Origin of the sequence: Sphingomonas sp. (genome assembly GCF_032114135.1) — a bacterium.
Classification (GTDB): domain Bacteria; phylum Pseudomonadota; class Alphaproteobacteria; order Sphingomonadales; family Sphingomonadaceae; genus Sphingomonas.
Genome location: NZ_DAMCTA010000001.1, coordinates 1 through 24,197 on the forward strand (window position 1 = coordinate 1; position 24,197 = coordinate 24,197).

A 24,197-nucleotide genomic window follows, 5' to 3' on the forward strand; every position below is an offset into this window, starting at 1 on the left:
CGGAGCCGGTGCTCAACCGGCGCGAGCTGCTCGACATGGCCGAGTGCTGGCACAACGGCCGATGGTACGAACCGCCGGTGTCGCTCGACGGCCTGGCCCGCGCGTTCCGCGTCTCGCCGCATCACAGCAGCGCCATCATGCTCAAGCGAAACCTGCTGGTCGCATCCTTCCAGGCATCGCCGCTGCTCAGCGCCGCCGCCTTCGAGGCGATGGCGCATGATTTTCTCGTCTTCGGCAACGGCTATCTGGAGGAGCGTCGCAATGTCCTAGGCGGCGTGCTGCGCTATGAGCACGCCATCGCCAAATACACCCAGCGCGGGGTGGATGCGGGGCGGTTCTTCTATGTCCCCGGCGACCGCGACGAGGTGGAGTTCGCCCCCGGCAGCGTGCAGCAGGTCTGCCAGCCCGACGTGAACCAGGAGATCTACGGCGTGCCCGAATATCTGAGCGCGCTGCAGTCGGCGCTGCTCAACGAGGCGGCGACGCTGTTCCGCCGCCGCTATTACCTGAACGGCAGCCACGCGGGCTATATCCTCTACGCCACCGGCGAGATCGACGAGAAGGACACCACCGCGCTCAAGACGGCGCTCAAGGCGTCGCGGGGGCCGGGCAACTTCCGCAACCTGTTCGTACACGCGCCCAACGCGAAGGAGGGAAGCCTCAAGATCCTGCCGATCGCCGAGGTGGGCGCGAAGGACGAGTTCCTCGGCATCAAGAACGCGACGCGTGACGACGTGCTCGCCGCGCACCGCGTGCCGCCCCAGCTGCTTGGCATCGTGCCGGCGCAAGGCTCCAGCGGGTTCGGCAACCCGCTCCAAGCGGTCGACATGTTCTTCGAGCTGGAGATCGCGCCGCTGCAAGTGCGCTTGCTGCAGTTCAACGAACTGCTCGGCCGTGAGGTAATCCAGTTCCGCGATCGAAAGCGGATGGCCAACACGGCCTGAGTTTGAGCTGGGTTACGTCAGTTGAGATCCGCAGGCTGAATGCTTGACCGGATGCTCTTCCAGAACGTGTCATGATTATCTGGGGGCTCGGGAAGGTCGAAATTGCCCGAAACGATAGCGGGAGCGTTGACCAGGGCGTCGGTGAATACAACATGGAAAGACGGTGTGGCTTCCCGATTGTGTACGAGGATCGAAATCTCTTTGCACTCCTGCATCATTGTAGCGTACCCCGCGTAGAAATCAGACGCTCGCTTAAACAGCATCGGCGATGCCGTTTTCCAGCTTTCCTTGAACGTACCAGCCAAGGGTTTGGAGACGGATGCAGGTTTTACATCGCCATAGAATTTTGCGACCTTCCCGGCACCCTCGATAAGCCCGCTTACGACTTCCGAAAATGCATGGTCGTTTCGGTTCGCGTCGATTGTCGAGACATTGTTCATCAGCATCGATGGAAATTTATGTCCATCCTCCGATAAGCTTTCGGCGACGGTCCATACGGTAACGTCTGCTGAATCATCCTTGAAAATGTCACGACCAGAGAAAAACAGGTCGCCGTAGGAGGCCACTCTTTCCACAATTAGTGGAGAAACTGCTCGGCCCTTAGAATTTACCGACGCCATTTCCTGAACGCCACAAAGTCGTTTCGCAGTGCCGGCAATGATGCTTCCGGTGGCATACCAATAGTATTTGGATTCATTGGCGTAGATATTGTATTTTGTGGAGCCTAAGACGTTTCCGTCGTACTTTGCCACTACCTGAATGATGCTATCAAGAAAGAAGCAGACGGACGTGAAAGCGTGGCTGGTCTCAACGTCCTTAAAGACGACCCATTCTTTAGGCTGAGCCGTAATTTTGTTGATCTCCGGCAAGTACATGCACTTGCTATTCACCAATTCGAAGTCAATCACCTTATCCGAGTGATTGTAAACTTTGATGTCGATTTTCTGGCCCATTGTGAAGCTTCCGCCGCCTGAGGTGTTTATCACAACCTTTCTGCATCATATTGATTAATAGAGAGATAAATCACTTTGGTGTCGATCGTTACTTTGCGTAACAATTGCTCGTTTCGCGCATCTTGAGTTGCTTTCGGTTCGTCCCGCGCCGAACGCGACGGGCGGGGGGCTCAAAACCCTGCCGATCAGCGAGGCAGGCGCGAAGGACAAGGTTTTTGAATCAAGAACGCGACATGCGACGACGCGCTTGCCGCGTACCGCGTGCCGCCACGGGTGCCTGGCATCGTGCCAGCTTAGCTCTCCCGTGCGTTAGAAACCTGCTTCAGACTGTCGACACGTTGTTCGAAGTGGAAATCGCCCCGCTACAGGTGCGCTTGCTGCAATTCTACGAGCTGATCGGCCGCGAGGTCATTCGGTTCCGCCAGCGAAAAGCCGATGGCCGGCGCAGATCCCCAACCTCAGCGATGTAGGCCCGTGGCTTCACCTGGGCGGCAGTTCCTGAAAAGCTGTCCTACGGCTTATAAGGCCGTCGATGCGCAATATTGGGGCGATTGTTGGAAAGTGGATGGCGCTAAGGCTGTCAATGCTGGGATCCCGCCTGGACGCCCTCGGGGTCTGGCCCACGACCGTTCAACGTACATCACATCGATATATGCCTACATCGGAATGGCTGCCGATCTGCTGTATCGAGGAGAAGCGCCCAGTAGCTTTAAGGCTCAGGCTCAATGGTTCATGAAAAAAAATCATATGGTTTGCTGCGACATGGTCACCTTGGGCATCGTAGCCAGAAATGATCAGGCGCCGCAGAGTCCTTTGCGCCACATACTCAATCAGCTGTCTGTACTCGCTTTGTGAACGCTGGTGTATCAGAACCTCAAGACAAATCACGAAGTCGGCACAAGGCGCGTCATAGGGGGCCAGCATAAATTGCCAGTCGGGACGTTTTGACCGAGCAACGTCAAGGCTCTGCTGGGACCGGTCAAGGCCCAGATAGTTATGAAGTTTTAAGCTACCGACGACTTCGAGGTCGCCACATCCAACGTCTAAAACTGAATCAGCGGTCTCAACGCCTTCTGAGATCAGGAGGCCCCGCTTGTAAGCAAGATTGTCGCCGCGAGAGCCTACGCCGGAACCCCGTTCGGGGAATCGATTGTATCTAAGGTCCCAGAACAGCTGGGTATCGAAGTGCTCTCTGATCAGTTCGTTTGCTAGCCCAACCCCGTCGGCTTCATGTGGTTCGGCCGCGCCCACAGGCTCAAGCAAGCCAAGGACGTTTAATGAGCTATTGTGATAATGAATGAGTGCAAGGGGCCGGCGAGGGTCGAAATGGGAATGAAGGCCAGGAAAATGCACGTAGTAATTCACGTTGGACGGCAGGCTCACATACGGCAGCGCGGTCTCATGCAGGGCCATGCAGAATGCGATCTGGTCTACATGCATCTCTTTGCCGGCCGCGCGTAGTGGCTCGATGTCTCCGAGCAATTGTTCAGCCCATTTCCGCCAGGAAGCGAACAGGGTGTCGGCAAATTGTGATGGCACGGAATAGAAGCCACCATTGCAGTTGCCCTGGTAGGTCGTGCCTGCTGACGCTTCAACTTGGATTATGGGAGGCCGGTCGGCAAAACCCGCGCGTTCAAAAAGATGATCAAGCAGCGCCAGCTGAGGGTTGGAAAGGTCCACAACCTTGCCGCCAATCGCGTCTTTCGGGAGGAACGCACCGAAGTCACCGATGCAAATCATGTCGGTATCCAGAAATACCACATGGTCTACGCCCTGATCCCGTAGATTCTCCCACTGTGCCAGCTTGTTACAGTATCGACCGTCGCCGAAACGAGAGAGCTGATGAGTTTGGCAACCCAAGCCTTGGAACCGTTCTACAACTTGATTTGAGACCTCCGGCGTGCACTGGACGTGGATGTCGGAAGCCGCGAGCTCAGTATGCCGCAAGATCGAATGGACAAGGTTCCAACCAGTATATGCAAATACCGGGTCAGCATCGATGATGAAGGATGCCGCCATGCGATAATTCCGATCAGCGCAGTCCATCAAAATACCCCATGCTGTTCCGATGCTTCTGAGCAAGAGCAACTGAAAGGGGTCATAGGGCCATTTTTGTGGGGATCAATTCCGCTTTGGCGCCCGTGGACGTCGAAACGCAGATGCGAGGTCGACCAAGGATGGCAGCGACACAAGCGCTCCAAGTGGCGCGGCCCGCCCGCTCCCGCGTCGCCCCCCCGAAAAGAGCGCTTTTCCCCCCGCCTCGCCCGCCCCCTTTTCGTGTCCCTTTTGATGCACTCCCGCGCCCAAGGCCGCCCCTGCGAGGGGCGTAGGGCAGGGCGTGATGCGATTTGATGCGCTTCCCGTCCAGAGCAGTGCATCAACGCTGTGCAGTCGCCGCTGGGCTTACAGAGGCCATCCAAGCCCGCTGCTACGATCGAATTTCGGCTAAACCTCGCCGGGCTTCCCCGCTGGGGAGCCCTCGAGGCGGCGCAAGCCGCCTCGTCCCCCTGTCGCGGCTTGACGACCAAGGTGCCTATTTCTGCCAGATGATCGCGTGTCCGCAAACCTACGCGTGCCCGACAGGGCACTCCTTTCATATATTATCCTTTGGCTCCCGGATTCTCGCCCTCTAGGAAATTCGCGTTGTCGACAGCTTGCGCGAGGTTGCGCAAAGCGGTGCCGAGTTCGCCGTCGACGTCGATCGAAGCGTCGAACGCCTCCACCGCGGATACGGACAGAAGCATCGCGTTGGTCTCGGCCGCGTGCTCATCTCGTCGCCAAAGAGCGTCTTGGGGGGGAGGGGCATTGCCTAGAATTTGGCGTACCATCTTCGCAACGCGCTTCGGCAACCGGAAGCCATATGCGTTGGAGATCTGACGAACCTGGGGGCCGAACTCGCCTTCATTGTCGGTCTGTTCCGTGCGACGGATCCATTCGAGGAAGCCGGCGGCGGCGAGGCGCTTCAATGCCGCATGAACAGCCTTGTACGACCGCCTTATGTTGGCAGCGATGGTGGCAACAGCGGGGTCAAGGCGTCCCGTACGGTAGTCGACCAGGCGAAAAAGCTCCTCAAGGACCTCTAAGCCAATGTGGCCGAGGGCGCCATTCCGCTTCCCGGCTTCCATGCTTTCGCGTTCAAATCGGCGCGCGGCGCGCATGACGGCGCCGATCCATCGGCGCGCATTCCGACATTTGCCATCGGCGATTGGACGCCAGAGGCGGCGTTCCCGCTCTCCCACCGCATAGCTGTTTCGGCGCACCGGCTGGCCGGTCCGTCGATTCGATTTCTGGGTGCCTGGGGAATGGAGGATAGTTGCGGCCAGATCGCCGATCGAGCGCGCCATTATGCCGCCATCCCGGTTGGGAAAGCGCCGCTAAGTGTTTGAAATGGCAAAGGTGATAATCCCGAGGTCGGGAAATTTATCGCGCCCAATCAAAGGTTTTCTGGGGAATCATAATCCGCGTGTCGGGGGTTCAAGTCCCTCCTCCGCTACCATCGTTGCAGTCTGTCAGGACTGTCACGATGGTGCGGTCCTCGCAGCGAATGTCAGCACATCAGCCACGCCGGACTATCGACGGTAGCGCATTGCGGTCGATGCCTGTGCGTTGCCGCGTCCCGATGGACAGGCCGCGTCAAACATCGGCCGCTGCATCGATTCGGCCAGGCGACCTCCTTCTGGCCAGTCTGCGCGCCCGGCGCCTGCATGCCACCAGCTAGTCCCGTAGCCCGATCGGTGCGCGCTGCCTGCGGCGAGCCCTTGCGAGCCGCCGATACTGGCGAGGGTGCGGCCTCGGGTCCGCCGCCCGCCTAGACATGATTGGGATGCCATCGCGAGCGAGCACGCGCGGAACCGCAAGTCGCCGTTCGGATCGCCGACTAGACCCCGTTGAAGAACGCGGCGTAACTGCCATGGGGCAGGCCCTCACGCGTGATGCCGAGCTGGTCGGTGACGATCAGCGAAACGACCGTGGCCACGCCGACCGCCACCACTAAATACCAGACCAAATAGATACCGCGTATCCTCAAATTCCGCTGGTCGCTCATTGGAATCCCCCCAGATTGCCAGCCGAGATCTATTGGTCGCACCTAAATGGCGATAGCAGCCGTCAGGTGTGCACGCAGCATTGATTGATCCATTTTGATACAATTGGCTGGTCCTGCGCGTGTAGGCGTGGATTTATAGACAAGAACATGGTTAAGGCTGGCGCAGGGCAAGTCCGGCGGCCGATTCTTGGGCTGCTCTTCGGGGGGAGCTACATGTCGACGTTGGGAGAGCGGTTCGCGTCGCGGGCCACGACGGGTTTTGACTATGCGCGGCTGTTGCTGGCGCTGGCGGTGGTGCTCTGGCACACTTTTCCGGTGACGATGTCGACCGAGGCGCTGATGCCGTATGTCGATCAACCCATCATGGTGCTGGTGCGGGTCATCCTCCCGATGTTCTTTGCGCTTAGCGGCTTCCTCGTCTCGTCCAGTCTGGAGCGTGCGCCCAATCTCGGCGTCTTTCTTTGGCACCGCGTTCTGCGCATCTTCCCGGCGCTGACGGTTGAGGTGCTGCTTTCTGCGCTCATTCTCGGGCCGCTCCTGACGACGGTGTCGCTTGCTGCCTATTTCACGCATCGCGAATTCTTCCAGTACATGGTGAACATCATCGGCTGGATTCATTTTCGGCTGCCGGGTGTCTTCATCGCGAACCCGGTCTCCGGCATCGTCAACAGCTCGCTCTGGACCGTGCCGTCGGAACTGGAATGCTACATAACGATCAGCATTCTGTTCCTCATCGGATTTACCAAGCGCGCCAGGCTGCTCGCTGCCACCTATGTCGTCGCTGCCGCTGTCCTGACCTGGCATCAGGTGCACAGCGGCGCGCCGCTGTGGTTCAATGTCGACAAGTTCAACCTGACCCTGAGCTTCGTCGCCGGCATGGTTGTGTATCGGTTCCGGAATGCATTGCCGGGTGGTTTTGCCGTGGCGATCGCCGCCTTCGGGCTGGCGTGCTGCATGCTGTACTTTCCGAATGCACAATATCTGGCCAGCTTCCCGGCGGCCTATGCGATCGCCGCCTTTGGCTGCAATCGGATGTGGCGCCCCAAGCTGGTGTTCGGGGGCGACTATTCCTACGGGCTGTATCTGTACGCCTATCCGATCCAGCAGACGGTCGTGCATCTCATCGGACCGGGCAGGTTCTTCGAGACGCTGGCCCTTTCGCTGCTCGCCATGGTGTGTTTCGCGGTCTTCTCCTGGCACGTCATCGAGAAGCGCATCCTGGTGTTCAAGGATGCGTTTCCCGCCATCGCACGCTGGGCACGCCGGTCGGTCCCGATTCGGCGGGCCAGTCCAGCCTGATCGAAACCCGGGGGGAGCCTGCCCCCCCCCGCAGCCTGTTGTCGGGTGGGGGGGGCGGGGATGTGACGTTCGAGGCTGGCCTCGTCTGGCAAGCAGACGATGGACGCCGCTTTCTTCCGTGTCGCGGGGAGGCTTTGACGGCCAGAGAGCGCGCACCATCGCGATGGCCTCACGGCGATATACTGGGCCGGGCTTCCAGCCAGGGCGTGTGGCGGAAGCGATGCGCGGGCCGATTCTCCGAACGCCGGCTACACAGTCGTGAATATGCAAAAGATCTCCGTGGACCCCACCGGAGTCGGCTTGGCGTCAGCCTGCTCGCTTCCGCTTGGGGCGTTTTTGTTGCGGCGCAGCGATGGTCAGAGGCAGGCCGTGGGCGAAGCGAGTGGCCGCAGACTGTTCGGCGGGAACCTTTAACCATATTACCCGTTCTATGGCGCTACCACCAATCCTGTTCGCTCTTGCTTCGGTTGCGGCCGGCAGCAATCCTCAGCTGACGGCCGCGCTTTCGGCCGCTCGCGGAGGAGAACATATCGTTCTCCGGCCCGGCAATTATGGGCAGGTCGTCGTCCGCAACAGGACCTGGCAACAGCCCGTGACCATCGAGAGCGCCGATCCCACCAAACCGGCGACGATCACCCGGCTTGTCGTCACCAACACCACCGGGCTGACCTTTCGAAACATACGTTTCTCGCGCGCGCTTGGCAGCGAAGCATCCTGGGCGCGGATTGCCGAAGTCTCGGGCGGGGCGAACATATCGTTTATCGGTGGCTGGTTCTACAGCACGCTGGACAACAATCCGCTGAACGACATGCAGGGATTGATGGCGCGCGGCACGACGGGGCTGACGGTTGCCGGGGTCAAATTTCAGGATCTGAGTGTCGGCATAACCTGCGACGACTGTTCGAAATTCACGATCGAGAACAATGTATTCAGTTTCATCGGTGTCGACGCGATCGACATCCCCGGGGCGCGGGGCGGCAGGATCGCGACGAACATGTTTCACAGCTTCCGCCCGGTCCCCAAGGCCCATCCGGATGGGATCCAATGCTGGACCTCCGGCAAGCGCTCCGGCTGCAAGGACGTGACGATCTTCAGCAATACCTTCATCGGCGATCCCGGACACGAGTTTCAGGGCGTGTTCCTGGGGGATGAAGACAACGTTGGCGGATACGAGCGGATCACGATCGCGTACAACACGTTCAGATGCACGATGTGGAACGCAGTCTACCTCGGCGGCGCGTCGAGTAGCATCTCGATCCTTAACAACAAGATCTTTGCGGGACCCAAATACCGCCCCTGGTTCCGGACCATCTCACCCGTGAATATCATGTTCAACGTTGCGCCCGACTATATGATCCAGAACCGGCGCGGCGTGCCCGCGCACAACAGTCTCGGGGGCGAATTCGTACGGTAACTGCCATTCGCGGGGGAGTTCATGCCTGCCGGTGACGCGATCGCGCGTCGCGACGAGGCTGCTGGACATGTCGAAGCGCAGATTACCGCGGCGAGGCAGGGGCTGCGCACGGCGCTTGATGCGCCGAAGCGCATCGGGGGGACGATTGCCCTCCCGATGCGCCCTGGTGCTTTCGCAGGCTTAGAACTTGAAGCTCGCGCCGGCGCTGAAGTTGCGGCCAACGAGACCGGCATAGTGCCAGCTGCTCAGATAGTTCGGGTTGCTGGTATAGGCACCCGCGGCCAGCGGCGCGCGGGCATTGGTCAGGTTCTGGACGTTGACGAAGAAGCGGAACTTGTCGTTCACCTCGACGCCGGCGTTCAGATCGACATAGATGAACGGCCGGATGAAGCAGAACTTCGAGGCGTCTTCCGGCCGGGCGATCGGCGCCAGCGTGTGCGAGCACGACAGGTCGATCTTGTTGGTGACCGGATCCGGCGAGATCTCGTCCGCGGCAACCTGCTTGATGCGGCCGACATAATAGGTCGTCGCGGTGAGCGAGAACTTGCCGACTTCCAGCGCGTTCTGCCAGTTGCCGCGGATACGCGGCGTACCGCCACCCGAGGACAGCTCGTACGGCCCCAGCGTACCGGCATATTTCTGCACCACGCCCGACGGGGTGACCAGATCGAGACGCAGGACGCGGGTGACGTCGACGCGGCTGATCAGGCGCACATTGTCCGAGAAGCGGACGTTCGCGGTCGCCTGCATGTCGATGCCCGAGCTGACCTGATAGTTGGCGTTGACGTACGGCACGTTGAACACCAGCAGGCGGGGCAGCGCGTTCGGATTGACCGGATCGGGCGCGTCGACGACGTTGCACGCATAGCCCGGACCCACCGCGGCGAGCGCCGCGCAGCCGGCGGCGGCGGTGGTCTGCCCATAATAGGCCTTGATCGCGTCCGCGCGCAGCGGGCCGCTGACGATCAGGTTCGACTTCTTGATGTTGTAATAGTCGACCGTGACGTTGAACCAGCGCGTTGGCCGCAGCATCGTGCCGACGGTCACGCTCTGCGAATTTTCCGGCAGGATGTTGGGGTTGCCGGTGGCGCCGCTGCCGATGTTGTAGGTGCCCGAATAGGCCGGGTTGCCCGGGTGGGCATCGACGAAGCTCTTGATCGGCGTGTACGACGAGAAGCCCGAATAGCTGCTGAGCGCGTTGTATTCCGCGAAGGTCGGTGCGCGGAAGCCCTGCGAATAGGTCGCGCGGAACGCGATCTGTTCGGTCGGGTTGAACTTCACGCCGACCTTGGGCGAGAAGTGGCTATAGCCCTGCGAATAATGGTCGTAGCGGCCCGATACATTGACATCGACCGTCTTGAGGAACGGCGCGTCGATCTCAAAGAAGCCCGCGGTCACGGTCTGGCGACCCTGTGCCGACGAGGTGTTGAGCGCGTAATAGCTGAGATCCGCATTCTGGTTGCGGTTCATCAGCGTTTCGCGGCGGACCTGGAAGCCGCCGCCGATGTTCAGGTCGCCGCCGGGGAGCGCCATCACGGTCTTGATCAGCGAGCCGCCGATCGTCGCGACCGTCGAATAGGACGGCGTGGTGCGCTCCGGCGAGATCTGGTTGCGCACCGCCGCGCTGTTCTGCTCCGGATTGACGAAGTTGTAGGAACCGGTGTTGATCGCGTTCAGCAGCCCCTGGATGTTGATGAAGCCACGCTGCGTGACGGCGAAATTGTCGCGGGCATAGACACCGTTGAGGCGGAATTTGAAGCCGCTGCCCAGATCGCCCGAGATGCCCGCGGTGGTGCGGAACACGTCAACATAGCGGAAGCTCCCGGCGGGGATGTCGCCGAACAGATAGTAGATGCGCGCAGCGTTCTGCGTCGGATCGGCGCCGGCGACGGCATAGGGGTTGTTCGGGTTCAGTCGACGATCAGCCGCGGTGGCGCAGTTCACGCCCGAGGCGCAGACATACATCGGCAGCACGATGCCCGGGCTGCTGGATGCGATCGACGCCGAGCCGCCGAAGGGCTGGGTCTGACGGATGCCCGAGGGTGTGCCGGTGATGGTGACTTCGGAATGCGAGTAGCTGCCGCTGGCGAACGCTTCCAGATTGTCGCTCAGGCGCGCGGTGAGACGGGCCGTGGTCGAATAGCGCTGCTGCTTCGGCTGGATGATCGAATATTCATCCGGGATATTGTGCTTGCAGCCGGTGCCCTGGGCCGCCCCCGAGGTCACCGTGAAGGTGCCGTTGGCGCACGCATTGGGGTTGAGCAGCTGATACTGGTTGGTGAGCGGCGCGCCGACCTGGCCGGCGAGCGGATTGTTGAGATCGGTCTGGCGCACGCGCGTGACGACTGCCTGCGGGTTCGGCGTCGTCAGGCTGTCGTCGTTGCGGTTGCGATCGAGCAGGCCGCTGGGCGTCAGGTCGAGCGTGTTGAACGGGTAGCCGCGCGAATTGTTGGTGATATACCCGTCATAGGTATACTCGCCGTTCACGTAGAAGTTGAAGCCCTTCTCCTGATAGTCGCCATAGCCGGCGGTCAGCGTCGCGCGATAGTGCGCGCCGTCGCCCTTGCCGGTCGTGCCGCCCTGGACCGAGCCCTCGATCCCCTGGACGTTCTTCTTGCTGATCAGGTTGACCACGCCGCCGATCGCATCCGCACCATAGGTGGAGGACGCGCCGTCCTTCAGCACTTCGATACGGTCGACGATGCTGAACGGGATCGAGTTCAGATCGACATAGGAATTGTGGCCGTCGTCGTTGAGCGGGAAGTTCGCCGAACGCAGGCCGTCGATCAACACCACCGTCGACGAGACGCCGAGGCCCCGCAGCGAGACGGCGGCGCCGCCGGCGGAGAAGCCGTTGCGGAAGCCGGTGGAAATCGAGCCGGCGCTGTCCGCCGAGACCGAACGGATCGCATCCTGCGCGGTGGTGATGTTCGCGCGTTGCAGCGTCTCCGAGCTCAGCACGGTCACCGGCGAGATCGAGCTTGCGTTCGAGTTGCGGAACAGCGTGCCGGTGACGACGATGGGGGCCTGATCGGCCGGGGGCTGCGACGACACGTCGGGCGCGGCCGCATCCTGCGTCGCGTCTACCGTGCTGGCGGTGTCGGTCGCCTGGGTGGGATCAGCCGTCTGCGCGTACGCAGGGGCGGCGATCGCCGTCAGCAACGCTGCGGTCGAAATTCCATACCGCAATTTGCGAAAACGCACAGAATTGATCAAAATCATGAAAGCTGTTCCCTTTTATCGCAGCAGCGACTTGCTATCGCTTCAGACCAAGCCAGGACTTGGCGCTGCGGCAACGCCCGCTATCATTGGCGAAGTTAAAGATGGTTTAAAAATGCCGCGGCGCGGCAACCGTTTACCCCGGAAGTGGCGGTTGTTTGCACTGGAGGCGTTTGTGGCGGAAGCTGGCGTGGACGTCGCTCGATGACACTGTCTCGGGATGCGACCCAATCTAAACAAGCATTTGCTGAAATAAAGTTTCAAGTTATGGATATTTACTGTCGCAGGGGTTCATCTTTGTTTCTCCGGTGAGATCGGTGCGATGCTTGGCGGAGCGACGTGTCGGGTGGCTCGTCCGTGGCGTACCAGTGGTGCGATCGAGCCCCAGGCTGGTGAGATCTCCCCGGTAGCGATCCCATTCGATGCGGTCTGGCAACTATCGCCCGTTGTAGCGGCTAACCGCCTTAGCGATTAGCTAACGATATCCGCACATCGTCGATTAGGTCGAATGACCTAGTGTCGGGGCAAGTGTAAGTCTTTGGGAGACCCGGCGACGTGTCAGGGGAGATGCGCTTTTGGGAGGCGTCGGCATCGGATAAGGCAAGGCGCATCGGATGGCGCTGAAGACCATCGCCTCGGCACAGGTTCGGCTGGGGATGTTCATCCATGGCTTCAAGGGTTCATGGTGGGAGCACCCCTTCTGGCGGACGCGCTTTCTGCTCACCGATCTGGAGGACTTGCAGAAGCTGCGCGCCTTTCACGGCGGCGTCATCATCGACGTCGCGCGATCGCGGGAACTGGCGCCGGACGTCGCGGTGCATCCCGCCATCGACGCGCGCGACGGTGGGGAGGGGGAAACGCCTGATGCTTCCCCGCTACCCGGCACCAAGCGACCGTTTGCCGAATCCCCGGCAGCCCGATTCTCCGCCGACCAAGCCCAGGCCGCGGCGCTGGTTGCAGGTGCGCTTGATACGGTACGCGGCACATTCGAAGATGTCCGGCTGGGGCGGGCCGTCGCGCACGAAAAGGTGGCCGCGCTGGTCGACGACATCGCCGGGCAGCTGGATCGCAACGCCTCGGCGCTGCTGCGGGTGCTGCAGCTCAAGAGCAAGCACCAATATACCTATCTGCATTCGGTTGCGGTCTGTACGCTGATGGTCAATCTGGCGCGCCATCTCGCGATGGACGACGAGGCCGTGCGCGTGCTGGGGCTTGCCGGGTTGCTTCACGACGTCGGCAAGGTCGCGATCCCCGATACGGTGCTCGACAAGCCCGGTCGCCTGTCACCCGACGAATTCGCGCTGGTACGCACGCATCCGGAGGAGGGCGCCGCACTGCTGCGGGAGGATGGGGCGATGCCGCCACTGGCGATGGAGGTTTGCCTCCACCATCACGAACGCTGGGACGGCAATGGCTACCCGCATGGGCTGAGGGCGGAGGATATCAGCCTGCCCGCCAGGATGGGGGCGATCTGCGACGTCTATGATGCGCTTACCTCCCACCGGGCCTACAAGCGCGCCTGGCCCCCGATGCGGGCGCTCGGCGCGATGTGGGGCTGGGACGGGCATTTCGATCGCGAGCTGCTGTTCCAGTTCATGCGCAGCATCAATCTCTATCCGCCCGGGATGCTGGTGCGCCTTGCTTCCGACCGGCTTGCGCTGGTGCTGGACAATGGCGGGCGCGCTACACGAACCCGGCTCCTGATCTTCCACTGCTGCAAGGAGGGTATTGCCCTAACCCCGCAAACCCTGGTGCTGAACGGCGGAGAGGAGGACGATCGCGTGGTCGGCTTCATGGCCGCGGAGAATGCGCCGAGCGCGATTCCTTCGCTGGACTTGTACCCGCCAGTCGCTGTAACAAATTAGGCATAATACCGGAACGGCACGCGATTCCGGATCGTCTATAACGAAGAACAGGAAGAGGGTCGCTTGAACGGAGTCGCCGTATAATGCGTGCATTACATGAATTGCCGCCGGAGCAGGTCGAAGGCCGGGGTGTCGATCCCGCCGCATCGGGGAGCCTGTTGATCATGGCGATGGGCAGCGTGTTGTTCTGGGCGACCGTCGCCCTGTGGATCCTTCGCTGACGGGACAGCAACTTCGCCTTGGTGCCGTGACAGCTTTTCCGTTCCGGCACGGCGTTGCAGATGTGTCCCGCGACGCCATGTTGCTTCCGACGATGCCCTGTCTCTAGAAGCGGCATCGAAGATTCGTCGGAAAGCAGACCATGAACGCCACCCATTCTACCCGCATGTTGATCCTGGGCTCTGGCCCCGCCGGCCTCTCGGCCGCCATCTATGGCGCGCGTGCGGGCCTCGCCCCTATCGTCGTCCAGGGCATCCAGCCTGGCGGCCAGCTGATGACCACCACCGATGTCGAGAATTATCCCGGCTTTCGCGAGGTCATCCAGGGTCCCTGGCTGATGCAGGAGATGCAGGCCCAGGCCGAACATGTCGGCGCGCAGATGATGTGGGACACGATCGTCGAGATCGACGTCAGCCAGCGCCCGTTCCGCCTCATCGGCGACGGCGGCACTGTCTACACCGGCGACACGCTGGTGATCGCCACGGGCGCACAGGCGCGCTGGCTGGGTCTCGACTCGGAAGAGCTGCTCAAGGGCAAGGGCGTCAGCGCCTGCGCGACGTGCGACGGCTTCTTCTTCCGCGGCAAGAAGGTGGCGGTGATCGGCGGCGGCAACACCGCGGTCGAGGAAGCGCTCTACCTCACCAACCACAGCCACGACGTGACGCTGATCCACCGCCGCGATTCGCTGCGCGCCGAGAAGATCCTCCAGCAGCGGCTGTTCGCCAACGAGCGGATCACCATGGCCTGGAACAAGGAAGTCGTGCGCTTCATCGGCGGTGGCCAGCCCGAGGGCCTGGTCGGCATCGAGCTGAAGGACACGGTAACCGGCGCGCTTTCGACGCTGGAGGTCGATGGCGGCTTCGTCGCGATCGGCCACCACCCGGCGACCGAGCTGTTCCGCGGCCATATCGGGCTCGACGATGACGGCTATATCCAGGTCGAGAAGGGCACGACCAACACCAGCGTGCCCGGCGTGTTCGCCTGCGGGGACGTGATGGACAAGCATTACCGCCAGGCGATCACCGCTGCGGGCACCGGCTGCATGGCTGCGCTCGACGCCGAGCGCTTCCTCGCCGCGGCGGATTTCGAGACGGTGGCGCAGGCGGCCGAATAATCGAAGGTCAGGGCGCTCGCTGTTCGGCGAGCGCCTCGATCACGCGCTCGTAGAGCCAGGCCTTGTCGGCAGTGCCGGCGAAGACATGGCTGGCGGTATCGAACTGCTTGCGGCGTATACGCGTGCCGGCGGCGGAGAAGGCCGGCTTGTGCAGGAATTCGGCGAAGTCCGCGGCGATCTTGTCGCGGGTGGCGAGCAGCACCGTCATCGGCACCTCCGCCGCGGTGAACGCTGCGGCGAGCTCGCTGCCGAGGCTGCGATGGGTCTCTGCACGCCTTGTCCCGACCCGGCCGACCATCTGCCGCATCCAGCCGCGCGCGGCTTCCCGTTCCTCGGGTTCCTCCGGCGAGGGTAGGGGGGCTAGGACGAGGGGATTTGCGAGCAACAGCGCGTCGATCCGCGCCTGGGCATGGAACAGCGCCAGCGCCGTCGCGCCGTCGCCATTGCCGAACGCCACCACGCGTCGCAGCTTCGCCTCGCGCCGGAAGATCCCCGCCGCCGCGACAAGGTCCGGCGCGCTTTCCATAAAGCCCCGGTTGACGCCCGCCGAATCGCCGACGCCGCGCCGATCGAAGCGGAATACCGGATAGCCTGCCGCGGCGATGCGGTGCGCCAGCTGCGACATGCTGCGATGCGGCCCGCTGCGGATCTCGTTGCCGTTCGAGACGATCAGCAGCCCGGTAGCGCCCGAAGCGCTGTCCAGCGTGCCGACCAGCATGTCACCCAGGCAGGGGAAGCCGATCAGGCTTCGCACATGCGCACCCAGGCGGCGAGATCATCGGCGAGCAGCGCGGCGAGCGCGAGGTCGTTGTCCGGCGTCGGCTCCCGCCACAGCGCGCGGCCGGGGACGAGGCGATCGGCGGCGCGGGTATCGCCTTCCAGTCGGAGCGTGCGTGCCGGCTCGACATGGCAGTCGGGCAGCTCGTCCAGAAACGTGTCGGGCAGACGGTGCCCGCCATAGCCGGGCGCGTCGCCGGTGCGGTGGATGCGGCGGAGTGCACGCAGCAATGCCTCGCCGGGCTGCGGCGCGAAATGCCAGCGGCGGCGGATCACCACGCTGCCGTCGAGCAGCGCGCCGCTGCGGATGGCCATGGAATAGGCCCGGCCGCCGGCGGTACGCGCCGCTGCGGCAAAGCCCGCGCGCAGATCGGAAATCGCGATGCGTTCGCTCGGGATCAGGCTCTCGCCGGTGCCCGGAAGCTCGGGCAGCACGCCCGCGATACCGTGGTTCTCAGCCAGCGATCGCAGGATGGTCGCGGCCAAGCCGCGCATCTGGTTCGCCTCCTCGAACAGCGGTAGTGCCGCGATGACGACGGGGCCGCTGCCGGGACCGAAGCGTAGCATCGCTTCGCGGCCGCCTGCCCAGTCATAGGGTTCGATCACCCCAATACCTTTTGCGCGGCGAAGCGGGTGAGCGTGCCGAAGCTCTCCAGCATCTCGCCGTCGACTTCGTCGTCCTCGATCAGGATGCCCAGCCGATCCTCGATCTCCGTCAGCACGCCGGCGACGGCGAGCGAATCCAGCTCGGGCAGGGCGCCGAACAGCGGCGTGGTCTCGTCGAACGCGGCGACGCGTTCGTCGCTCAACCCGAGCACGTCGCGCAGCACGCCGCGGACGGTGGTTTCGATGTCGAGCATGGCTTCAGGCCGCAATGGGGTTCCCCTGCAAGAAATTTGCGCTTCCGTAAGGCTTGGCGACGGCGCTGCCAAGACTATGGGTGGTGGCATGATCGCGCTGGATCCCGCCCCGCATCTTATAGACGCGCTGCCGCTGCGTGGCGCGCCGGACGCCGTTGCTTTGGAAGACAAGGCCGGCACGCTGACCTATGCCGAACTGGAGGCGGCGGTCGGCGGCATGGCGCATGTGCTCGCCGCATGGGGGCTGCCCGCCGGCGAAAGGGTGGCGAGCTGGCTGCCCAAGACGCGCACCGCCTGTGTTCTGCCGCTGGCCGGGCCGCGCGCGGGCCTGGTGCATGTGCCGATCAACCCCGCCCTCAAGCGCGCGCAGGTCGCGCATATCCTCGCAGACAGCGGCGCGCGGCTGCTGGTGACGCAGAAGGCGCGGCTTGCGGCGCTCGAGCCGGGCGACGTGCCTGCCGATTGCCGGATTCTCATCGAGGAGGATCTCGCCGGGACCGATCGGCTGGCGCCTGCAAGCGGCGACCCGGACGCGCTGGCGGCGATCCTCTACACCTCGGGCTCGACGGGGCGGCCCAAGGGCGTGATGCTCAGCCACGCCAATCTGTGGCTCGGCGCAATCAGCGTCGCGCATTATCTCAAGGTCGCGCCAAAGGATCGCGTGCTGGGCGTTTTGCCGCTCAGCTTCGACTATGGCCAAAACCAGCTCTTCTCGACTTGGGCAGCAGGGGCGCGGGTGGTCCCGCTAGACTATCTCACCGCGCGTGACGTGGTGAAGGCGGTAGATCGGTTCGACATCACAACGCTGGCGGGCGTACCGCCGCTCTGGGTGCAACTGCTCGAGGCCGAGTGGCCGGCGGAAACCGCGGCGATGCTGCGGCGGCTGACCAACTCGGGCGGGGCGCTCACCCGGCCGCTGGTGCAACGGCTGCGCAGCCGTTTTCCTGATGCCGACCTTTACCCGATGTACGGCCTCACCGAGGCGTTCCGCTCGACCTATCTCGATCCGGCGCTGGTCGACGCTCATCCGGACTCGATCGGCCGCGCCATTCCCTTCGCGGAGATCCTGATCGTCGATGCCGATGGACAGCCTGCCGCGCAGGGCGAACTCGTCCATGCCGGGCCACTGGTTGCCAAGGGCTACTGGCGCGATCCGGAGCGGACCGCGCTGCGCTTCCGTGCGGCACCGTTCTTCGCCGATAACCAGGGCATGGCCGTATGGTCCGGCGACACGGTCGCCGAGGATGCCGAGGGACTGCTGCGCTTCGTCGGACGCGACGACGAGATGATCAAATCCTCGGGCAACCGCATCAGCCCGACCGAGATCGAGGAGGCGGTGGTCGCCGGCGGCGAGACCAGCGAAGCGGTCGCGTTCGGCATTCCCGACCCCCGGCTCGGCCAGGCGATCCTGGTGGTCGCGCGCGGCGATGGCAGCCGCGAGGACGAACTGCGCGCGCGGCTGCGGCGGGAGCTTCCCAGCTTCCAGCAGCCGGCACGCTATGTCTGGCGGGAGAGCCTGCCGCGCAACGCCAATGGCAAGCTCGATCGGTCCGGGCTGAAGACGGAGATCCTATGAACGCCAAGCCCATCGGGCCCATTCCCGCCGACTATGCTGGCCCGCCGGACCTGCAGGTTGCGGGCCGCAGCGCCGCCGACTGGGCGTCGGCGGGCACGCCGCTGTATCTGTATGACGCAGGCGCGGTGCAGGCGCGCATCGCCCGCTTCCGGGCGGCGATGCCGGAGCAGGTCGCGCTGCACTATGCGATCAAGGCGAATCCCTTTCCGCCGCTCATTGCTGCCATCGCCCCCCAGGTCGACGGGATCGACGTCGCCTCGGCGGGGGAGATGGACAAGGCGCTGGCGGTGATGGACGCCTCGGCGATTAGCTTCGCCGGACCCGGCAAGCGCGACGCGGAGCTGGAAGCGGCGGTGCGCGCGGGCGTAACGCTCAACCTGGAGTCGGAGGGCGAAGCCGAGCGCGCGCTGGCGATCGGCGATCGGCTCGGCATCACGCCGCGGCTGGCGGTGCGGGTGAACCCCGATTTCGAGCTGCGCGGCTCCGGCATGAAGATGGGCGGTCGCGCCTCGCCCTTCGGGATTGACGCCGCGCGCGTGCCCGCATTGGTTGGCCGGCTGATCGCGGCGGGCGCGGATTGGCGGGGCTTCCACATCTATGCCGGCTCGCAGGCGCTTTCGGCCGAGGCGGTGATCGAGACGCAGGCAGCGACGATCGGCCTCGCCGCAAGGCTGGCGGACGAAGCGGGGGCGCTGCCGCCGCTCGTCAATCTCGGTGGCGGCTTCGGCATTCCCTACTTCCCGGGGGACGTGCCGCTCGACGTCGAAGCGGTAGGCGCGGCGCTGGCGGGCGCGCTGGACCGGCTCGATACGCACTATGCGATCGAACTCGGCCGCTGGCTGGTCGGCGAGGCGGGCATCTATCTCGCCCGCGTGATCGACCGCAAGGAAAGCCAAGGCGAGACCTTCCTCGTCGTCGATGGCGGGCTCCACCATCATCTGGCCGCGACCGGCAATTTTGGCACCGTCGTGCGCCGCAACTATCCTGTCGCCGTCGCCCACCGGATGCAGGATGCGTCCGAGGAGGTGGTGACGGTGGTCGGCCCGCTCTGCACCCCGCTGGATCGGCTCGCGGATCGCGTGGCGCTGCCCCGCGCGGAGGTTGGCGACCTGATCGCGATCTTCGCCTCAGGGGCCTATGGCGCCAGCGCCAGCCCGCAGGCGTTCCTCGGCCACCCGCTGGTTCGCGAGGTTCTGGCAGAAATCTGACGCCTAACGCTAAATTTACGCGTCCTGCGCCATAGGTCGCCGTCCGGCACGGGCGCGCGACACGCCACCCCGCTGCCGCTTGGAGGCACGGCAATGGCGGTTTCGTTTGGGATAAAGGCGGCGGCGACGCTGGCGCTGATGGCGCAGCTATCGGCGTGCGGCGGCGGTGGACCGCGCCCCGAACTGCCCGCGGCTGGGTTTGTAGGCGCGAAGGAAGCCCCGAGCGATGAATATGTCATCGGCCCGCTCGACCAGCTCAGCATCTTCGTGTGGCGCAACCCGGAGATCTCGACCAAGGTCCAGGTACGCCCCGACGGCCGCATCACCACCCCGCTGATCAACGACATGCCGGCGGTGGGCAAGACCCCCGCAATGCTCGCCGACGACCTCAAGCTGGCGCTCAGCGAATATATCAAGGACCCGATCGTCTCGGTGATCGTCGAGAATTTTTCGGGCACCTTCAGCCAGCAGATTCGGGTGGTGGGCGCGACCGAGAAGCCGGCCTCGCTGCCTTATCGGGCCAACATGTCGATCCTCGATGCGATGATCGCGGTGGGCGGGCTCAACGAATTCGCCGCGGGCAACCGCGCGCGGCTGGTGCGCTATGATCCGCATACCGGCAAGCAGCGCGAATTCAAGCTGCGCCTCGCCGATCTCCTGAAGAATGGCGACACTTCGGCCAATGTCCGGCTGGAGCCGGGCGACGTGATCATCATCCCGCAGAGCATGTTCTGATGGGGGGCTTGTTCGACGAGGTCCGCAGCGCGATCCACGCGGTGTGGATGCGCCGCACGCTGGCGCTGGCGATCGCCTGGGCGGTCTGCGTGGTCGGCTGGGTGGCGGTGTCGCGCATCCCCGACAGCTACGAATCCAAGGCGCGCGTGCTCGTCGAGCTGCGCCAGGTGCTGCCGAACGACGGCGGCGTGGCGGCCGCCGGCCAGCAGCAGGACATCGATCGCATCCGCCAGACGCTGACCAGTTCGGTGAACCTCGAAAAGATCGTCCGCGGCACCGACCTCGCCAAGACGATCACCAAGCCGGCCGATCTCGGCGCGCGTATCGCTGGGCTGCAAAAGGCGATCAAGCTCACCGCCCAGCAGGACAATCTGTTCGAGATTGCGGTGACGGGCGCCGATCCGGCGATCTGCCGCCAAGTGGTGGAAAAGCTGATCGCGCTGTTTCGCGACAACAAGCTCGCCGACAGCCGCGACGAGAGCAGCCAGTCGCTCGCCTTTCTCGATCAGCAACTCGCCGAGCGCCAGCAGGCGCTGCAGGCTGCCGAGGCCAAGCGCGCCGAATTCCAGTCGCGCTTCCTGGGCAGCCTGCCGGGCACCGGCTCGCTCGACGACCGGATCGGCGCGGCGCAGCAGCAGATCCAGCAGATCGAGAGCGACCTGGCGGCGGCGCAGAGCGGCCTTAGCGCGGTCAATGCGCAGATGGCGGGCACGCCCGCGAGCGTGGCCGGGCAGGGCGGAGGTCCGGTGGGAACAGGGCCAGCACGCGCCCGTCTCGCGGACCTGCAAGCGCAGCTCTCGGACGCCCGCGCGCGCGGCTTTACCGAGGCCCATCCCGACGTGGTTGCGCTCAAGCGGCAGATCGCCGGGGCACAGGCTGCCGCCGCGCGCGAGCCGACAGGCGGCGGCGGGGGCAGCTTCGCCAATCCGCTCTATCTCAGCCTCCGCTCGATGCAGGTGGACAAGGCCGCGCAGGTCGCAGCCCTCAGCCAGCGCCGCGCGCAGATCCAGGGGGACCTCGCTGCGCTCAGCGCGAAGCTCACGCAGGCGCCCCAGGCCGCTTCCGAACAGGGCCAGATCGACCGCGACTATCAGGTCCTCAAGGACCAGTACGCCAAGCTGCTCGCCGACCGCGAACAGCTGCGGATCAGCAGCCAGGCCCAGAGCCAGACCGATGCGGTGAAGTTCAGCGTCATCGACCCGCCGACCCAACCGCGCAGCCCCAGCTCGCCCAACCGGCCGATGCTGCTCACTGCGGTGCTGGTCGCAGGGCTCGGTGCTGGCGTGGCGGCGGCGTTCCTCCTGTCCAAGCTGCGCACCACGTTCGATACCCCGACCCGGCTCGAGCGCGCCAGCGGCATGCCGGTGATCGGCGCAATCGGCGAGGTGATCACGCTCCCCCAGCGAGCGCGGCGCCGCAAGCAGCTCCAGCATTTCCTCGGCGGGGTGGCGGGGCTGGGCGCTGCCTATGCCGCGATCCTGCTCGTCGGCATGCTCCACCACGCTGCGGGGGCCTGAACGATGAACGAACATAGCCCCAAGCGCTTCACCGGCTCGCTGATCCAGCGCGCGATCGCGATGATGCCGGGGCTTCCGGCCGAGGAAGCACCTGCCAAGCCGCAGGCGGCGCCGCCCGCCCAAGATCGCCCGATGGTGCCGATCGATCGCGCCCGGCTTGCCGCCGCCGGCATGCTGGTGCCCGGCGGGCCGATCACCCCGCTCGCCGAGGAGTTCCGCATGGTGAAGCGGCAGCTGCTGCTCACCGCGCGCGGCGTCGCCGGCGTCGATGCCGATCGCGCGCGGATGATCCTGGTCTGCTCGGCCCAGCCTGACGAGGGCAAGACCTTCTGCGCGATCAACCTCGCGCTTTCGATGGCGGCCGAGAAGGATGTCGAGATCCTGCTGGTCGACGCCGATTTCGCCAAGCCGGACGTCTCCAAGCGGCTCGGCATGGGCGAGGGGCCGGGGCTGCTCGATGCGCTCGCCGGCCAGATCGATGTCGAGGCCTGCATCGTCGATACCGATGTGCCGCAGCTCGCGATCCTGCCCGCCGGCACCCGCAGCGTCAGCGACACCGAGCTGCTGGCGAGCGACGGCGCGCGGGCGATGCTCGACCGGCTGGCCGCGGCCAATCCGCGCCGCATCGTGATCTTCGATTCGCCGCCGGCGCTGGCCGCCTCGCCCGCCTCGGTGCTGGCGCTGCATGTCGGCCAGACGATGATGGTGGTCCGCGCCGACCGCACCAGCGAGGAGGACCTGCGCGCCGCCGTCGCCGCGCTCGATGGGTGCGAGCATATCCAGCTCGTGCTCAATGCGGTGTCGTTCCAGCCTTCGGGCCGGCGTTTCGGCAGCTATTACGCGCAGGCAGGCCGGTGATCCGTGGCGCGATCGTGCTGGCCGTCTGCGCCGCCGCGATCGTGCCCGCGGCCGCCCAGCGCCGCGCGACCGTCACCCCCTATATCGAGGTGAGCCAAGTCGCCACCGCCGAGGTCAACGGCGGCGAGACGCTGACCTATTCGCAGCTCGGCGCCGGGCTCGACGGCAGCATCCGCACCCGCCGGGTGCAGGTGCAGGTGAGCTACCAATATCAGCACCGTTTCACCGAGAAGGGCAGCCTGCAGTCCGGCGACAGTCATAACGGTCTCGCCCAGGCGCGGATCGCCGTCGCCCGCGGGCTGACGCTGGAGGCCGGCGCCGTCGCCACTCGGACCCGCACCGATGCGCGCGGCGATGCACTGACCGGCAATACCGCCACTGCCCGCAACCTCAGCCAACTCTATTCCGGTTATGTCGGTCCTAAGCTCGATACTCGTGCCGGGCCGCTGTTCGTGCAGGGCGCCTATCGCTTCGGCTTCACCAAGGTGGACGACGGCGTCGCAACCGGCATTGCATCGACGCTGCCGCAGATCGATCGCTTCGACCACTCCACCTCGCATGCGGCGAATGCCAGCATCGGCACCAAGCCCGGCGCGGTGCTGCCGATCGGGCTCAGCGTCACCGGCGGCCTGGTGCGCGAGAATGCCAGCCAGCTCGACCAGCGCTTCGCCAGCAGCTCGGGACGCGGCGACGCGATCGCGCCGATCAGCCGCACGGTCGCGCTGGTTGGCGGGGCGGGGTATGAGCAGATCACCGTGCGCCAGCGAGATCCGCTGCTCGGGGCCGGCGGCCAGCCGGTGGTGGATGGGGCGGGGCGCTACGTCACCGATCCCGCGTCGCCCGTGCGGCTCGCCTATGATTTCGACGGGCTGTTCTGGGACGGCGGCGTGTTCTGGCGGCCGAGCCGTCGAACCGCGCTCGAGGTGCGGATCGGCCGCCGCTACGGGGCGATGCGCTATACCGGCAGCTTCACCTTCCAGCGGAACAACGGCAGCGGCTTTCAGGTCGCGGTGTACGATACCGTCGAGACCTATGGCCAGCAGGTCGGCGGCAGCCTCGCCGCGCTGCCGGTGGGCTTCGTCACTACCGCCGATCCGTTCGGCAATCAGGCCGGCGCCTGCATCTACGGCACCAGCGGCGCGGCGGCGGGCGGGTGCATCGCCGGGGCCTTCTCCTCGGCGGCGACGGCGGCCTATCGCGGCCGCGGGATGACCGCCAATGCTGTGTGGAGCCGTGGGACCACCCGGCTGGGCGTGGGCGGCGGCTTCGCCCGGCGCGACTTCCTCACCCCGGTTGCCGCGACCGCAACCGGCGGCAGCTGGGATGAGAGCTTCTACGCCCAGGCCTTCGCCGCGCTCGCCGCCGGACGTGACGGGACGATCGGGCTCAACCTGCTCGCCAGCTATTATGACGGCGACATCCCCGGCAGCACCGCCGTGTTCGGCTGGGGCGCCAACACCGCCTACACCCGCCGCCTAGGACATCTGAGCCTCACCGCGACGGCGGGTCTCTACGGCTTGATGCGCGACGGCCCCGACCAGGCATCGGCACAGGCGCTGATCGGAGCGCGCTATGGTTTTTGAGAGACTGCACG

General features: G+C 64.5%; 21 protein-coding genes. 13 read left to right on the top strand and 8 right to left on the bottom strand.

What is annotated here, in order from left to right; translation table 11 throughout:
• Window positions 1-944, top strand: a 944-nt coding sequence (locus RT655_RS00005) for a phage portal protein (RefSeq protein ID WP_313534237.1), incomplete at its 5' end; no start/stop codon positions are given.
• Between the two features lie 17 nt (window positions 945-961).
• On the opposite strand, the gene RT655_RS00010 is transcribed toward RT655_RS00005, so the two are convergent.
• From RT655_RS00010 to RT655_RS00025, 4 genes are all read right to left on the bottom strand, one after another.
• Window positions 962-1,897 carry a hypothetical protein gene (locus RT655_RS00010; RefSeq protein ID WP_313534238.1) on the bottom strand — a complete coding sequence of 312 codons (936 nt, stop codon included), beginning with the start codon at window positions 1,895-1,897 and terminating at the stop codon, window positions 962-964.
• A gap of 630 nt (window positions 1,898-2,527) precedes the next feature.
• Window positions 2,528-3,916 (bottom strand): class I SAM-dependent methyltransferase, encoded by a 1,389-nt coding sequence (locus tag RT655_RS00015; protein ID WP_313534239.1) that lies wholly within the window; start codon window positions 3,914-3,916, stop codon window positions 2,528-2,530.
• Window positions 3,917-4,497: 581 nt separating this feature from the next.
• A complete protein-coding gene (locus RT655_RS00020) occupies window positions 4,498-5,241 on the bottom strand; it encodes a replication protein A (RefSeq protein WP_313534240.1) in 744 nt (247 codons plus the stop codon).
• A 533-nt stretch (window positions 5,242-5,774) separates the two neighbouring features.
• A complete protein-coding gene (locus RT655_RS00025; RefSeq protein WP_313534241.1) occupies window positions 5,775-5,942 on the bottom strand; it encodes a hypothetical protein in 168 nt (55 codons plus the stop codon).
• Window positions 5,943-6,155: 213 nt separating this feature from the next.
• Between RT655_RS00025 and RT655_RS00030 the strand changes: the two genes are divergently transcribed.
• A complete protein-coding gene (locus tag RT655_RS00030; protein WP_313534243.1) occupies window positions 6,156-7,241 on the top strand; it encodes an acyltransferase in 1,086 nt (361 codons plus the stop codon).
• 430 nt (window positions 7,242-7,671) lie between these two features.
• Window positions 7,672-8,655, top strand: coding sequence for a right-handed parallel beta-helix repeat-containing protein (locus RT655_RS00035; RefSeq protein WP_313534244.1), 984 nt, complete (start codon window positions 7,672-7,674; stop codon window positions 8,653-8,655).
• Between the two features lie 180 nt (window positions 8,656-8,835).
• Here RT655_RS00035 and RT655_RS00040 read toward each other — a convergent pair whose 3' ends face one another.
• Window positions 8,836-11,877, bottom strand: a complete 3,042-nt coding sequence (locus tag RT655_RS00040; protein ID WP_313534245.1) for a TonB-dependent receptor domain-containing protein — start codon at window positions 11,875-11,877, stop codon at window positions 8,836-8,838.
• Between RT655_RS00040 and RT655_RS00045 the strand changes: the two genes are divergently transcribed.
• From RT655_RS00045 to trxB, 4 genes are all read left to right on the top strand, one after another.
• A complete protein-coding gene (locus tag RT655_RS00045) occupies window positions 11,864-12,082 on the top strand; it encodes a hypothetical protein (protein WP_313534246.1) in 219 nt (72 codons plus the stop codon). The two genes, RT655_RS00040 and RT655_RS00045, sit on opposite strands and share 14 nt — an antisense overlap.
• Window positions 12,083-12,488: 406 nt before the next feature.
• On the top strand, window positions 12,489-13,739 hold the full coding sequence (locus RT655_RS00050) for an HD-GYP domain-containing protein (RefSeq protein WP_313534248.1): 1,251 nt from the start codon (window positions 12,489-12,491) through the stop codon (window positions 13,737-13,739).
• Window positions 13,740-13,822: 83 nt separating this feature from the next.
• Window positions 13,823-13,960, top strand: coding sequence for a hypothetical protein (locus tag RT655_RS00055; protein WP_313534249.1), 138 nt, complete (start codon window positions 13,823-13,825; stop codon window positions 13,958-13,960).
• Between the two features lie 140 nt (window positions 13,961-14,100).
• On the top strand, window positions 14,101-15,072 hold the full coding sequence (gene trxB, locus RT655_RS00060) for a thioredoxin-disulfide reductase (protein ID WP_313534250.1): 972 nt from the start codon (window positions 14,101-14,103) through the stop codon (window positions 15,070-15,072).
• Between the two features lie 7 nt (window positions 15,073-15,079).
• Here the strand turns inward: trxB and RT655_RS00065 are convergent, their stop codons facing one another.
• From RT655_RS00065 to RT655_RS00075, 3 genes are read right to left on the bottom strand one after another with little or no spacing between them, the layout of a single operon-like run.
• Window positions 15,080-15,826: a serine aminopeptidase domain-containing protein gene (locus RT655_RS00065; RefSeq protein WP_313534251.1), complete on the bottom strand. Its 747-nt coding sequence runs from the start codon at window positions 15,824-15,826 to the stop codon at window positions 15,080-15,082.
• On the bottom strand, window positions 15,814-16,455 hold the full coding sequence (locus RT655_RS00070) for a hypothetical protein (protein ID WP_313534252.1): 642 nt from the start codon (window positions 16,453-16,455) through the stop codon (window positions 15,814-15,816). The genes RT655_RS00065 and RT655_RS00070 overlap by 13 nt, the downstream gene beginning before the upstream one ends.
• Window positions 16,452-16,709, bottom strand: a complete 258-nt coding sequence (locus RT655_RS00075) for an acyl carrier protein (RefSeq protein WP_093295256.1) — start codon at window positions 16,707-16,709, stop codon at window positions 16,452-16,454. The genes RT655_RS00070 and RT655_RS00075 overlap by 4 nt, the downstream gene beginning before the upstream one ends.
• Before the next feature lie 88 nt (window positions 16,710-16,797).
• Here RT655_RS00075 and RT655_RS00080 point away from each other — a divergent pair, with 88 nt between their 5' ends.
• The 6 genes from RT655_RS00080 to RT655_RS00105 all read left to right on the top strand — a co-directional run bounded on the left by RT655_RS00080 (window position 16,798) and on the right by RT655_RS00105 (window position 24,186).
• Window positions 16,798-18,285 carry an acyl-CoA ligase (AMP-forming), exosortase A system-associated gene (locus tag RT655_RS00080; RefSeq protein ID WP_313534257.1) on the top strand — a complete coding sequence of 496 codons (1,488 nt, stop codon included), beginning with the start codon at window positions 16,798-16,800 and terminating at the stop codon, window positions 18,283-18,285.
• Complete coding sequence (locus RT655_RS00085) at window positions 18,282-19,493, top strand: pyridoxal-dependent decarboxylase, exosortase A system-associated (protein ID WP_313534260.1); 1,212 nt, start codon at window positions 18,282-18,284, stop codon at window positions 19,491-19,493. Before RT655_RS00080 ends, RT655_RS00085 begins: the two co-directional genes overlap by 4 nt.
• Window positions 19,494-19,631: 138 nt before the next feature.
• Window positions 19,632-20,228 (top strand): XrtA/PEP-CTERM system exopolysaccharide export protein, encoded by a 597-nt coding sequence (locus RT655_RS00090; protein WP_313536862.1) that lies wholly within the window; start codon window positions 19,632-19,634, stop codon window positions 20,226-20,228.
• A complete protein-coding gene (locus tag RT655_RS00095) occupies window positions 20,228-21,745 on the top strand; it encodes an XrtA system polysaccharide chain length determinant (RefSeq protein ID WP_313534262.1) in 1,518 nt (505 codons plus the stop codon). Before RT655_RS00090 ends, RT655_RS00095 begins: the two co-directional genes overlap by 1 nt.
• Before the next feature lie 3 nt (window positions 21,746-21,748).
• A complete protein-coding gene (locus RT655_RS00100; protein WP_313534265.1) occupies window positions 21,749-22,603 on the top strand; it encodes an AAA family ATPase in 855 nt (284 codons plus the stop codon).
• Window positions 22,600-24,186 (top strand): hypothetical protein, encoded by a 1,587-nt coding sequence (locus RT655_RS00105; RefSeq protein ID WP_313534267.1) that lies wholly within the window; start codon window positions 22,600-22,602, stop codon window positions 24,184-24,186. The genes RT655_RS00100 and RT655_RS00105 overlap by 4 nt, the downstream gene beginning before the upstream one ends.
• Window positions 24,187-24,197 lie beyond the last annotated feature (11 nt).

Coding starts and splice junctions, on each gene's coding strand:
- RT655_RS00015 (WP_313534239.1), bottom strand. CDS start 3,916: ATGGCGGCATCCTTCATCATCGATGCTGACCCGGTATTTGCATATACT.
- RT655_RS00050 (WP_313534248.1), top strand. CDS start 12,489: ATGGCGCTGAAGACCATCGCCTCGGCACAGGTTCGGCTGGGGATGTTC.
- RT655_RS00025 (WP_313534241.1), bottom strand. CDS start 5,942: ATGAGCGACCAGCGGAATTTGAGGATACGCGGTATCTATTTGGTCTGG.
- RT655_RS00085 (WP_313534260.1), top strand. CDS start 18,282: ATGAACGCCAAGCCCATCGGGCCCATTCCCGCCGACTATGCTGGCCCG.
- RT655_RS00075 (WP_093295256.1), bottom strand. CDS start 16,709: ATGCTCGACATCGAAACCACCGTCCGCGGCGTGCTGCGCGACGTGCTC.
- RT655_RS00100 (WP_313534265.1), top strand. CDS start 21,749: ATGAACGAACATAGCCCCAAGCGCTTCACCGGCTCGCTGATCCAGCGC.
- RT655_RS00090 (WP_313536862.1), top strand. CDS start 19,632: ATGGCGCAGCTATCGGCGTGCGGCGGCGGTGGACCGCGCCCCGAACTG.
- RT655_RS00040 (WP_313534245.1), bottom strand. CDS start 11,877: ATGATTTTGATCAATTCTGTGCGTTTTCGCAAATTGCGGTATGGAATT.
- RT655_RS00095 (WP_313534262.1), top strand. CDS start 20,228: ATGGGGGGCTTGTTCGACGAGGTCCGCAGCGCGATCCACGCGGTGTGG.
- RT655_RS00010 (WP_313534238.1), bottom strand. CDS start 1,897: ATGGGCCAGAAAATCGACATCAAAGTTTACAATCACTCGGATAAGGTG.
- RT655_RS00080 (WP_313534257.1), top strand. CDS start 16,798: ATGATCGCGCTGGATCCCGCCCCGCATCTTATAGACGCGCTGCCGCTG.
- RT655_RS00035 (WP_313534244.1), top strand. CDS start 7,672: ATGGCGCTACCACCAATCCTGTTCGCTCTTGCTTCGGTTGCGGCCGGC.
- RT655_RS00020 (WP_313534240.1), bottom strand. CDS start 5,241: ATGGCGCGCTCGATCGGCGATCTGGCCGCAACTATCCTCCATTCCCCA.
- trxB (WP_313534250.1), top strand. CDS start 14,101: ATGAACGCCACCCATTCTACCCGCATGTTGATCCTGGGCTCTGGCCCC.
- RT655_RS00055 (WP_313534249.1), top strand. CDS start 13,823: ATGCGTGCATTACATGAATTGCCGCCGGAGCAGGTCGAAGGCCGGGGT.
- RT655_RS00030 (WP_313534243.1), top strand. CDS start 6,156: ATGTCGACGTTGGGAGAGCGGTTCGCGTCGCGGGCCACGACGGGTTTT.